We start from the raw sequence: 10465 nt of genomic DNA, 5'->3' as shown, positions 1-10465 counted from the left end.
GATGGCGCCGGATCAAAGGATTCGGATCACCCCGTCCTCACCGAGCTGGCGCCACGGCAGCCCCAGCACCAGTGCGTCGAACTGTGCGCGGGTGAGCGCCACACCACCCTCGCCATCGCTCCAGTGAAAGCGTCCCTGGTTCAGTCTCCGGCACGCGAGCCACACGCCGAAGCCGTCATGCACCAGCACCTTCAACCGAGTGCCGCGCCGGTTGCTGAAGAGATAGGCATGATGCGGCTGCGCCTGACCGAACACACGCACCACCTGCGCGAGCAGCGAGTCCATGCCTGCGCGCATATCCAGGGGCGCAGCCGACAGCCACAGCGCGTCGATGCGAATCATGCGAGCCAGTCCCGCAGCCACGCCCCGCACGCCTCGGCGGCCTGGATGGGCCACTCAAGCTTCACGCGGGCAATGCCCCGTTGCGCTTCGAGGCGGATCATCGGCTCGGCTGCGGGCGCAACCTGCACCGGCACGAACCCGGGCTCGACCCGCCCCGCAATCTCAACGGCGTCGGGTGTGCGACGGCTTGGCGGCTCGATGCCGCGCTCGCGCATCCAGCGCCGCACCTGGTTCGCATTCAGACCATTGGCCAGCGCCACGCCCGCCACCGACACCCCAGGCTCGCTGCACGCGGAAATCACAGATTGCTTGAACGCTTCACTGTGCGTGCGCCGGCGTCGGCGCGGGATAACGACATCCATAGTGTCCACCATCAAAAATTGGTGGACACGATCTTCAACGGACTACTGCGTCTCAGACAGATGAGTTGGCCGGGTGCTTACTGTCGTGCGGCCGTCGACTGCGGAACCGGTGCGCTTCGCGGCCACGTGCGGTGTGACTCCCGCCTTGCGACAGCCGGCGACGAAGTCGCGCGTGTCGTAGCCCTTGTCGGCACCGACCGTCGCGCCGCGCCGGCACTGGCGCCGGATCATTCTCAGCGCCGCCTCGCGCTCGGCCGTGCCATTGGCCGGTGTCGTATCAACATCGACGACGAGACCGTTGCGGTTCTCCATCAGGATGTGGCTCATGTGCGCGAGTCGCGCCTCGGCGCCTTGCGACTTGCGAAACAACTGCGCGTCCGGGTCCGTCGTCGAAGCGTGGGTGTCGTTGATCCGCCGCTGTCCCTTGAAGTCGACTTCCCGATTGCGACCCGGTCCCGCCGGCGGCCCGCTGCCGTCTTTCGGCTTGAAGCTCTTGTGCGAGGCCCACGCTTCGATCAGCGTGCCATCAACGCTGAAATGCTCGCTGCTGGCGAGTTTGCCCCACTGCGCAAGCGCCTTCACGCGCTCGAAGAAGATCCGCGCCAGCCCTTCGTTGAAGAGCCGATCCCGATTCTGGCTGAACGTCGAGTGATCCCAGATTCCGTCATCGATGCCAAGGCCGACAAACCATCGATACAGCAGGTTGTAGTCGAGGCTCTCGACCAGCAGTCGCTCCGAGCGGATCGAGAAGAGGATCTGGAGCAGGAGTGCCTTGAGCAGCCGTTCCGGCGGCACCGACGGACGGCCCACGCGTGCGTAGATCGCGTCGAACTCGGCATCCATCGAAGCGAGCACCGAATCGACGAGCACCCGGAGCTTGCGCAGCGGGTGCGAAGCCGGGATGCGTTCCTCAAGGCTCACGTAGGAGAACATCGCGCTTTGCGGACTTGCCTGGCCTCGCATCAGTATCGGCAACCTCAATAATGTCAGATGCCTGAATTTTACCGTCCCGGCGCTGTTCAGCGGCCGGGGTTTTTCAACGGCCTGCTATATGGCGCGTAATGCAATATCGCGCCATATTATGTGGCGCGCAAATAAGCAGTCGTGCCACTCGATGGCCGCTTTCGTGCCAAATCGCACTTCTGGTCCTTACGACTGCAAGCCAGATTGCCTGCTGCGGTCTGCCGCGTGGATTGGTAGTCGTCACGGCCAACGAAGCGGAGTTCCGCCGGGTCGGTGGACTGTGTATCGCGAATTGGCGAGGATCAAGGGTAAGCTGAAGCGAAACGCCCCCAACGCTCACTTGCCAGGAAAAATCCTGAACGAGGAACTCCGAAACTCGTATTGCTAACCAACTTGCCAAATATAACCAACTAGGTTAGTATCCGCTTATGGAGAAACGAACCCCGCACTGCAAGCTGTCTGTAGTCAAAGCCTTGGTTGAGGCGGGTAAGGTGCGCACGACCCACGCGGCGCGAGCTGGCGCGAACGAGTTGGGGTTTGAGTTTTCCGACATGCTGGCCGTGGTGACGGCACTCACGCCTGTGGACTTCTACAAGAGCATGACCACCCACGCCGATCATACGATCTGGCAGGACGTGTACCGCCCAAGCACGCAGGCGGGCGACGTGTACCTGAAGCTGACGGTCTTGATGACGTGCTGATCGTGTCCTTCAAGGAGCTATGACCATGAAATGTCCTGTGTGCGGCGCGGCGGAACTGATCCACGACACCCGCGACCTGCCCTACACGCACAAGGGCGAAACCACCACCATTGCGGCGGTGACGGGCGACTTCTGCCCGGCCTGCGCCGAGTCGGTGTTGGATGCGGCCGAATCGGATCGCGTCATGCGCGAAATGCGCGCCTTCTCGAAGCAGGTGAATGCGGCGATTGTCGATCCTAGCTTCATCGCCAGCGTGCGCAAGAAGCTCGCGCTTGACCAGCGCGAAGCCGCCGAAATCTTCGGCGGCGGTATCAATGCCTTCTCGCGCTACGAGAACGGCAAGACCAAGCCGCCGCTGGCCCTGGTGAAACTACTCAAAGTGCTGGATCGTCACCCCGACCTGCTCAACGAGGTCAGAACCGCCTGACCCGGGAGGACTTGTCGCCGTCAACCTTGTTCGCCTTAACACGTCACGAAAGGCCAGCATCAAAATCAAGCGACTGCTCGGATCAGTTCCGTGCCGAACTGCCGGAAATCAAGACGTGACATTAGGTGCGAAAGCCGTACCCCCTGCCGAAGCCGTCGATCCGTGTCCCATTTGAGCAGTTTGAGTGCCATCGCCTTCTCCTGCAGTTCCGGGGCCAGCTTCAAGGCGGTCTTGATGTCCTTGGCCTGGGTCGACTTGTCGCCGCCCGCCAGCAGGATCAACACTTCCGGGCCGCGCTGCGTGAAATACGCGCAGTAAGTGCGATGACCCAGATCGTCATATGCGAGCGTCGACCGCCGATCTGCAGCATGGACTGGAGCGCGTTTTCCGGCAAGAAATACGGGGTGCTGCTCATCAATTCCCCTTCTGCACGTGGTCAATTCTTGACCGCTTCCAACAGACCTCAACCTCACCGGAAGTGCGACTTGGCGCGACAGGGCACAATTGAGCGGCACGGTTGGTTATTTTCGCGCAACAAGAAAGCGATCGCACACCTGCCGCTCAATGCAAAGTTCGCCAGACAGAGGTACTCTTGGTTGGCGGCCCCACACAGGCCGGCAAATTGCGCTCTGGCTTTTAATAGGTTGGCGCCAAGGCCATGTCAGCGATCCTCTCGGGTGTGCCACAGCCTCAGCATGTAGATCGTCGATTCCTGAATCTCATAGCGCATCTCGTAATGCCCAACGAGAATCCGCCGCACCTCGCGCGGCTCGAATTCATCGAGCCGTTCGCCGATACGCGGGTTCACCAGCAAACTTGACGGCGCAGCCGTGAGCGCCTGTATCGTGCGCGCAGCGGCAGGCTTATTCACCGGGGCGAGAAATTCGTACAGACGCGCCAAGTCGGAGAGCGCCTTGCCGGTCCACTTCAGCTCCATCAGCGCGGCACCGGCAATGGTGTGTCGGTGCCGAGACCGTCGGCCCATGCCTGCACGGCCTGATGGTCGATGACCCGACCGGCGTCCACGTCGGCAAGCGCCTCGCGGGTCAGGCGGCTGCGCTCTTCCTCCTGGTCGATCCAGGCCGACAGCGCCTGCTTCATGATCCAGCCGCGCGATCGTTCAAGTCGGGCAGCCATCTGATCAACTTTTTCCGCCAACGGGAGGGGAACATGTGCAGTCAGTACTTTGGTTTCGGTCTGTGCCATTCGAACTCTCCGGGGTCTGGAATTACACGATTCATCGGAACTTGCCGGAGCCAGCACCTCGGTTATCCCGGCTCGGGGAGGATGCTCCGCCGCCGTCACGGCGTCGGTTGTATCCCCAGCCACGACAAATTGCGGTCGCTCGAAACGCCAGAACACCACATCGACCGCACCCATGACCGTAGCGACCGCTCTTCAAAGGCCTACTTCTCGCAGCGATTCGATCTTAATCTTAGTGATTGGAGATGAATCAATCAAGCGACGGGTCGGTGTGACCGACGACGGGCAACTGTTCCTCGAGTGACTTGCGCAGCCCGCCATCTGCAGTAGCTTCTCAGCCGGAACTGCCGTTCGTTCGACGCAGTTCCGGCACCGCGCGCAGGGCACGCAAGGCGAACAGCTTCTGCAGGGTATCGGGCCCGTTGAGGATCCACACGCGAGCGTCGGGCGTTGTCGCCTTGATCTCCCGGCGCCACTTATAGACCAGATGGGGCGGCGAGAGCACGAGGGTGCGGCGGCAGCCGGCGTCGTGCATCAGCGCGCCCGCGGCGATCGCCATGATCGTCTTGCCGGTGCCCATCTCGGCGTTGAGGACGACGGCGGGTTCGCCGGCGTCGAGCAGGAGGCGGGTAAAGGCCTGAACGGCTTCGCGCTGGGCCGGAAACGGCCGGCGAGCAAGGCGATCCATCAGCGCATCCCGATGAGAATCGGGCTTGCCGTCATAGATCGGCGGGTTTTGGCGGCGGACGGCCGCGAGGAGGCGGTCTCCGAATTCGTCGACGAAGTCGGACAGCGCGAGGTTTGCGGGCTCTGGGGGAGTCTCCTGGAACGCGGCGGAGACCGAACCCCGCGGGTTCGAGTCCCCGCCTGGGTTAAAGACATCACGTTGGAATGGCCGAAGCTGTACAAGCCGGGGCCGCTCGGTCAGTACTCCTCGGGCAGGAGCAGCGTCGTCACGCTCCGGTCTGCTTCGGTGATGACCCACACCGTGTTTTCGGCATAACCGCGGCGGGGTCGTGCCGGATCGATCGGATAGGCCGCCAAAATGCGGCCCTCGCCCGATTTCACTGCCTCGTCATTGAGCTCTCGGTCGGCACTTACACCCCAATCACCACGGGTGTAAGCAGCAAGGCACCGGTTGATCAGCCGCGGGAACATGTCGAGGAGGTCCTCGACGCCCGGCGTCATGACCACCCTGCCGAGTTCGAACAAAGGGCTCCCTCCTGCAGCCCGCTTTGGCGGCAAGTCCTCGGCGATCGCCGGTACACGCAGCGCGGCATCGACCGGCAACGCGTCGGGCTCGAGGGAGAGCACGCCTGCGTTGACGCCCATCGACACGATGTCCTCGAACCGGTCGCCAAGATTCACACGAACGCCGCCCAGTTTTCCGATGGGCGGGTACCTGAACGTGCTCAGGGGGGTGCAAAGGCGCACGCCCAGGCCGTCCAGCAGTGGCCCCTGCCAGTGGTGCAGGAGAGGCAAAGGACCGAGCGCTTTGACGAGCGTCCATAGACGTGAACGCGATATCTCGACACTATCGCCCAGCAGCCAAGCCATGTGCCCAGCGCGAGCGCAGAAAGCATACCTTCCGTGAGGCCGCACTGCGGTACGTGGAAGAGAACGCTTACAAGCGCGGCATCGAGCGCGAGGTCATCGCGATCAAGCAGGCGGATCCGTTCATCGGCCTGCTTACCGTCGACAAGATCTACAACGAAACCCTCGCCGACATGAAGAAGGCGCTCGCAACAAAGGGGCAAGGAAGCAGACGGGCCTCAAGGCCCGCAGTATCAACATAGTCCTCCGCACGGTGTCACGCGTACTCACGCAGTGTGCGCGGCGATGGCGGGACGAAAACGGCGTGACGTGGTTGTGGAAGCGCCAATCATCGACCCGCTGCCGGAGACGGACAGACGCAAGCCCTACCCGCTCTCCAGGGCGGAACAGAAGCTGCTGCTCTCCGAGCTCGACGCCGACGCCGCAGGGGTAGCGCTGTACCTGCTCAACAGTCGGGTGCGCGAACAGGAGGCCTGCAAACTGGAATGGGACTGGGAAGTGCGCGTACCCGAGCTCGACGCCAACGTTTTCGTCGTGGCCGACTTTGGCGGGCGTGATGACGTTCAGCTGGCGAATAACAGAGCCGGTCTGAGCGGCCGGATCGGGCGGTGGCAGGCTGGCCAACCCGGGGCTTCGTCGCACACCCCATTCGACTGCCTACGATCGCCCGACTACGCGTCCTCTGCCCTGTCGTGATTCCGGCGCTGCTGAGTCTCTGCGCCGACATATGCGCTTCGCGAATTCACACCGACCATTGGCAACACCGCTCAGTCGGTCCGGTGATCTTACAAAGTTTGGAGGATTCGAACGTTGGCCACCGGGTGATGCCTCTATGCTTCCGAGCTACCCTAAGAACCAAACTGCGCCAAACAGGTGGCGCCTGCCTCCCCAACCACTCTCAGGTTTCCTGCAGCGGTGCGGGACTGGAATTCCACGGTTGCATGCCATATCCGGGCAGTTACAGTCCAGCGCTCAACACAGCTAAAACAAGCACTTACGATGCATTTCGTAATTTTCGTAAGATGCTACAAGCATTACAAAAACTCGTAAGTACTTGAATTTATGGGGCGACATACCGGGATCGAACCGGTGACAACTGGAGCCACAATCCGGAACACAATTTCGATAAATCAAGACTTTAGGCTCAATTTTTCGTAAGAACATCGCATTCAAAGGCCAGTATCGGCGGGAAACCGCCATGCGATCTTACGAAAAAACAGCCTACGCCAATAACGACATAAGCATAACAAAAATCGTCGCGAACGCAGCGGTTTGCCATCTCGACATGGCCGCGCGTTGAAGCAAACGCAGTGAGCGTCGGCTCACTCCAGCTTACCCTTGATCCTCGCCAGTTCTCGACACACAGCCCACCGACCCGACGGAATGAATCGCCCCCGCATTTGCGGAGACTCCAACTCTTGAGCCATGAAGAAGACAACCAGCTTTCTATGAGTCATTTCAGACCTCGAATACCTATCGTCTTCGCATCGTGCTGCGTACTCACATTCTATTGCCGTCGGAACGACAGCGTCGCGATGGCGTGCCTGCCAATCAGGAACAGCAGTCGAATTCTGCCGACAGACTACAAGGAGATGCCAAATGTCATGGGATGTCGAAGTGGTGGATGGATGCGCTGTCGTGCGAATGAACACCAACAAAGTCAATTTGCAGAACGACTAGTTCGTCGCCGACCTGCATGGGGCCTTTGACTAGCTCGAGCGCGGACACCCCCACCCTCCGGCTCGCCGACGGCGACGCCCCCCATTTTCGACGAGCAGGGCGACACGACCATGACCGGGCCGGCACTCACGTGAGCGAATCCCGAGTCTCCACCAGCGCGGCGGCCAGCCTCTCCCACGATTCCTCCGAGTCGGGCAGTCCGAACCGGATCAGCCCGTGGTCCTTGAAATACCGCGTCAGAATGCCGACGCTGGCGAGGAATTCGTGGAATTCCCTGGCCCGCGGTGGCGCGACCGTGGCGAACAGCGCAGTCGCGCCCACTACGCCCATCGGTGCAAGCATCCGTACCAGTCGCTGCCCGGCTTCGCGCAGGTACGGGCGCATGTCCCGCTGCCATGAGCGATCCGCCAGCGCGAGTCGCGCGACCTCGCGCGACGGCCCTGCAATCGTCCACGGTCCCAGGCGGGAGACCAGGCGTTCGCGCAAGTCGGCCGATGCGAAGACGAACCCGACCCGAGCGCCGGCGAGACCGAAGAACTTGCCCAGGGAACGCAAGACGATGAGGTTTGGCGCAACGTCGGAACCTGCGATGGAGACCAGGCTCTCCTCCGGATTCACGTCGATGAAGGCTTCGTCGACGACGAGCACCCCGCCGCGCGCTCTGAGCGACGCGGCTGCCTCCAACAGTTCGGCGCGCCCATAGCTTTGACCCGTGGGATTGTTGGGATTGCACACGACGATATGAGGCGATCCGCCTGCCAATGCGCCGCACAGATCGCCGCCGCGTTGCAGACAGATGGCGTGCCCATGCGCCCTCCATGCATGAGGGTGTTCGTTGTAGAGGGGGGACAGGCAGGTCACCGAGCTACGCGAAAATAGCAGCGGAAGCGTCTGTATCGCGGCCTGCGAACCGGCCACGACAAGCCCGTGCGAACTTCCGTAGTAACTCGCGGCCGCCTCCTCCAGCCCGTCCTCCTCTTCGGGCAAACGCTTCCACAACTGGGCGGGAAGCGGTGGCACCGGCCAGCCGTAGGGACTCACGCCGGTCGACAAGTCGAGCCAATCCGCAAGCGGAATACCGTAGCGGGCCGCAGCAGCCCGCAGCCTGCCCCCGTGCTCCGGGCACTGGACACCTTGGCCGTTCGTCATGTTTTCGATCTTCACAAGCGGGAGGAACCTTATTCAGAATGAGCTGGAGTTGCTCACGGGTGTGAGCTGAAGGCTCAAGCTCGCCAACCTGGCATGCATATGCGTATCACTGGCCCGCAATACCAGCTCCGCACAGCGATGGAGATCCTCGTCTTCGAGCGCGGCGCCGCAACCGACGGCATCTTCCAGGCGCTTTAGTGACAGTCGCCGGTGCCCGAGCCTGAGACTGTGCCGCAGCAATGCCAACACTGCCGCCTTGCGTTGCGCCTCGTCCTGCGCATCGGAAAACGCCTGCTTCAGTTTCTTCGCTGCATCTCTGGGCACATTGTTCTCCTGGAGCTCACGACAACAGGAATAAAAGGGAAAGACGCCACACGCGAGGGAATGCAGGGTGGAGAGGGAGAACCGCCATCGAGTGCTTGCTGGCATCTTTCCATAAACTGAAATCTTCTTTATCGGCCACCTTCGGGCCGGAGTAATTCCACGCAGGGTGTCGCCCGTGTCCGCCCCGCCTTCATCGTCAATCGATTGCCGATAATTCCTGCACGACCAAACATTTCGCTAAAACCTCGTCGTATTCGTTACGGGCAAGCGAATCGGCGGTTATTCCGCCTCCGACTCCGTATTGGCCCGATCCGGAAATGGTGTCCACTGCGAGCGTGCGAATCGCAACATTGAAGACGGCGTCACCACCTGGCCGCAGCACGCCTATCGCACCGCAATAAATTCCCCGCGGTCCGCTTTCGAGTTCCGCAATGATCTTCATGGCTTCGATCTTCGGCGCGCCGGTGATCGATCCGCAGGGAAAGGTCGCCGCGAAGATGTGTTCCAGACCGATCTCGGGCGCGATTTCGGCGGTCACGGTCGAGGTCATCTGCCATACCGTCGGATATCTCTCGACGGAGAACAGCGACGGCACCGTTACGGAATGCGGCTCCGCAATTCGCGACAAGTCGTTGCGAATGAGATCGACGATCATGAGGTTCTCGGCCCGCTCCTTTTCCGCCGTCGCGAGAGATTCCCGCAACGCGCGGTCCGATGTTTCCGAGGCGCCGCGCCGTGCGGTTCCTTTCATCGGTTTGAAGGTCACGCGACTATCCTCACGGGAAAAGAACAGCTCGGGCGAAACACTCAGGATGCGGTGCCGACCCAGCTCGATGCAGGCGCAATACCCGGTCGCCTGCTTCTCCCGCAAGCTCGAGTACAGGGTGTGCCAATCGCCGACGTACCGTCCGGCAAGGCGCACCGTATGGTTGACCTGATACACGTCGCCCGCGCGGATGTGTTCAAGGATGGCGGCAATATCGCGGTCATACCGTGGGCGGCTCGTCGATAGCGCCCAATCGAATGGCGGCGCGGCCCCCTGAGTTTGGGCGACTGCGCTGATGGGTTCGTCGAAGACGCCGAACCACACGAGCGGAAGATCGGACCGGCCATGAAAGCGAAAGGCCGCATCGAAGGCCGCCCCGGCCTCATAGCAGACGAAACCGGCGACCCACTTGCCCGCGCGAGCCGCGAGGTCCGCGCGGGCAAGCGCGCCACGGACCTGCGACACGTCGTTCGCTACGATGATCTCGGAGGGCTGCTCGAAAACCAGCGGTCCTTCTCGCTCGCCCAGATGCGGAAAGTCGAAACGCAAGCGCGTCACGGCTTCGTCACTCGGCAGGGCGTTTTCCCGGTGTCCCATGGTCGTGGTCAGGCGAACTCGATCAGCAGGTCTTTGGCATTGACGCGGTCGCCCGGCAGGACGGCAACGCGCGCGATCACCGCGTCCCGGTCGGCCGTGAGGACCGTCTCCATCTTCATCGCCTCGATCGACACCAGCGGACTGCCCTTGTGCACCCGCTGTCCTTCGCGCACGGCGACCGTGACGACGGCGCCGGGCATCGGGGCGCCGATGTGGTTGGGGTTGGCCTCGTCGATCTTCGGGTGGCGCCGCCCGGTCGGCGCGGCCCCCGCCTTGGGGATGCGCTGCAGGCGCGGCTGGCCGTTGAGTTCGAAGAAGACCTTGACCCGGCCCTCCTCGTCCGGCGTGTCGCTGCTGCCGGTCTGGCGCACGATGAGGCTCTTGCCGCGCTCGATGT

15 protein-coding genes and 1 pseudogene are annotated in these 10465 nt (G+C 62.1%); 4 read left to right on the top strand and 12 right to left on the bottom strand.

Annotated elements, in window-relative coordinates; all coding sequences use genetic code 11:
* Positions 1-12 precede the first annotated feature (12 nt).
* The 3 genes and pseudogenes from tnpB to GPA27_RS26860 all read right to left on the bottom strand — a co-directional run.
* On the bottom strand, positions 13-342 hold the full coding sequence (tnpB, locus tag GPA27_RS26870; RefSeq protein WP_169143485.1) for an IS66 family insertion sequence element accessory protein TnpB: 330 nt from the start codon (positions 340-342) through the stop codon (positions 13-15).
* On the bottom strand, positions 339-704 hold the full coding sequence (locus tag GPA27_RS26865; protein WP_169143484.1) for a transposase: 366 nt from the start codon (positions 702-704) through the stop codon (positions 339-341). Before GPA27_RS26865 ends, tnpB begins: the two co-directional genes overlap by 4 nt.
* Positions 705-788: 84 nt before the next feature.
* A pseudogene (locus tag GPA27_RS26860) lies at positions 789-1667 on the bottom strand (IS5 family transposase); the annotation flags it as partial.
* Between the two features lie 428 nt (positions 1668-2095).
* Here GPA27_RS26860 and GPA27_RS26855 point away from each other — a divergent pair.
* Both GPA27_RS26855 and GPA27_RS26850 read left to right on the top strand, forming a co-directional pair.
* Positions 2096-2368 (top strand): type II toxin-antitoxin system MqsR family toxin, encoded by a 273-nt coding sequence (locus tag GPA27_RS26855; RefSeq protein ID WP_269469660.1) that lies wholly within the window; start codon positions 2096-2098, stop codon positions 2366-2368.
* A gap of 25 nt (positions 2369-2393) precedes the next feature.
* Positions 2394-2795 (top strand): type II toxin-antitoxin system MqsA family antitoxin, encoded by a 402-nt coding sequence (locus tag GPA27_RS26850; RefSeq protein ID WP_169143483.1) that lies wholly within the window; start codon positions 2394-2396, stop codon positions 2793-2795.
* Between the two features lie 65 nt (positions 2796-2860).
* Here the strand turns inward: GPA27_RS26850 and GPA27_RS26845 are convergent, their stop codons facing one another.
* From GPA27_RS26845 to GPA27_RS26825, 5 genes are all read right to left on the bottom strand, one after another.
* Positions 2861-3235: a type II toxin-antitoxin system RelE/ParE family toxin gene (locus GPA27_RS26845; protein ID WP_211165266.1), complete on the bottom strand. Its 375-nt coding sequence runs from the start codon at positions 3233-3235 to the stop codon at positions 2861-2863.
* 221 nt (positions 3236-3456) lie between these two features.
* Positions 3457-3732: a type II toxin-antitoxin system RelE/ParE family toxin gene (locus GPA27_RS26840; protein WP_041656042.1), complete on the bottom strand. Its 276-nt coding sequence runs from the start codon at positions 3730-3732 to the stop codon at positions 3457-3459.
* A complete protein-coding gene (locus GPA27_RS26835; RefSeq protein WP_169143482.1) occupies positions 3732-4001 on the bottom strand; it encodes a CopG family ribbon-helix-helix protein in 270 nt (89 codons plus the stop codon). The genes GPA27_RS26840 and GPA27_RS26835 overlap by 1 nt, the downstream gene beginning before the upstream one ends.
* 331 nt (positions 4002-4332) lie before the next feature.
* Positions 4333-4686, bottom strand: a complete 354-nt coding sequence (locus GPA27_RS26830) for a DEAD/DEAH box helicase family protein (RefSeq protein ID WP_246261516.1) — start codon at positions 4684-4686, stop codon at positions 4333-4335.
* A 236-nt stretch (positions 4687-4922) separates the two neighbouring features.
* A complete protein-coding gene (locus tag GPA27_RS26825) occupies positions 4923-5555 on the bottom strand; it encodes a hypothetical protein (RefSeq protein WP_211165265.1) in 633 nt (210 codons plus the stop codon).
* Between the two features lie 53 nt (positions 5556-5608).
* Here GPA27_RS26825 and GPA27_RS26820 point away from each other — a divergent pair, with 53 nt between their 5' ends.
* Both GPA27_RS26820 and GPA27_RS26815 read left to right on the top strand, forming a co-directional pair.
* Positions 5609-5794: a hypothetical protein gene (locus tag GPA27_RS26820; protein WP_169143481.1), complete on the top strand. Its 186-nt coding sequence runs from the start codon at positions 5609-5611 to the stop codon at positions 5792-5794.
* Positions 5795-5837: 43 nt separating this feature from the next.
* Complete coding sequence (locus GPA27_RS26815; RefSeq protein WP_169143480.1) at positions 5838-6248, top strand: hypothetical protein; 411 nt, start codon at positions 5838-5840, stop codon at positions 6246-6248.
* 1110 nt (positions 6249-7358) lie between these two features.
* On the opposite strand, the gene cobD is transcribed toward GPA27_RS26815, so the two are convergent.
* From cobD to GPA27_RS26795, 4 genes are all read right to left on the bottom strand, one after another.
* Positions 7359-8396, bottom strand: a complete 1038-nt coding sequence (gene cobD, locus GPA27_RS26810; protein WP_256223132.1) for a threonine-phosphate decarboxylase CobD — start codon at positions 8394-8396, stop codon at positions 7359-7361.
* 18 nt (positions 8397-8414) lie between these two features.
* The gene (locus tag GPA27_RS26805) at positions 8415-8705 is read right to left on the bottom strand and encodes a hypothetical protein (RefSeq protein WP_169143479.1); all 291 of its coding nucleotides are present in this window, start codon (positions 8703-8705) and stop codon (positions 8415-8417) included.
* Between the two features lie 196 nt (positions 8706-8901).
* On the bottom strand, positions 8902-10068 hold the full coding sequence (gene pabB, locus GPA27_RS26800; RefSeq protein WP_169143478.1) for an aminodeoxychorismate synthase component I: 1167 nt from the start codon (positions 10066-10068) through the stop codon (positions 8902-8904).
* A gap of 8 nt (positions 10069-10076) precedes the next feature.
* On the bottom strand, positions 10077-10465 hold a 389-nt coding region (locus GPA27_RS26795; RefSeq protein WP_169143477.1), incomplete at its 5' end, for a biotin/lipoyl-containing protein.

Origin of the sequence: Aromatoleum toluolicum, from assembly GCF_012911005.2 — a bacterium.
Lineage (GTDB): Bacteria > Pseudomonadota > Gammaproteobacteria > Burkholderiales > Rhodocyclaceae > Aromatoleum > Aromatoleum toluolicum.
This window is presented reverse-complemented; position numbering and strand designations above follow the sequence as displayed.

What these genes read in the sequence shown, in the direction of transcription:
- tnpB (WP_169143485.1), bottom strand. Translation starts at nt 342, where the DNA reads ATGATTCGCATCGACGCGCTGTGGCTGTCGGCTGCGCCCCTGGATATG.
- GPA27_RS26865 (WP_169143484.1), bottom strand. Translation starts at nt 704, where the DNA reads ATGGATGTCGTTATCCCGCGCCGACGCCGGCGCACGCACAGTGAAGCG.
- GPA27_RS26855 (WP_269469660.1), top strand. Translation starts at nt 2,096, where the DNA reads ATGGAGAAACGAACCCCGCACTGCAAGCTGTCTGTAGTCAAAGCCTTG.
- GPA27_RS26850 (WP_169143483.1), top strand. Translation starts at nt 2,394, where the DNA reads ATGAAATGTCCTGTGTGCGGCGCGGCGGAACTGATCCACGACACCCGC.
- GPA27_RS26840 (WP_041656042.1), bottom strand. Translation starts at nt 3,732, where the DNA reads ATGGAGCTGAAGTGGACCGGCAAGGCGCTCTCCGACTTGGCGCGTCTG.
- GPA27_RS26835 (WP_169143482.1), bottom strand. Translation starts at nt 4,001, where the DNA reads ATGGCACAGACCGAAACCAAAGTACTGACTGCACATGTTCCCCTCCCG.
- GPA27_RS26830 (WP_246261516.1), bottom strand. Translation starts at nt 4,686, where the DNA reads ATGGATCGCCTTGCTCGCCGGCCGTTTCCGGCCCAGCGCGAAGCCGTT.
- GPA27_RS26825 (WP_211165265.1), bottom strand. Translation starts at nt 5,555, where the DNA reads ATGGCTTGGCTGCTGGGCGATAGTGTCGAGATATCGCGTTCACGTCTA.
- GPA27_RS26815 (WP_169143480.1), top strand. Translation starts at nt 5,838, where the DNA reads ATGGCGGGACGAAAACGGCGTGACGTGGTTGTGGAAGCGCCAATCATC.
- pabB (WP_169143478.1), bottom strand. Translation starts at nt 10,068, where the DNA reads ATGGGACACCGGGAAAACGCCCTGCCGAGTGACGAAGCCGTGACGCGC.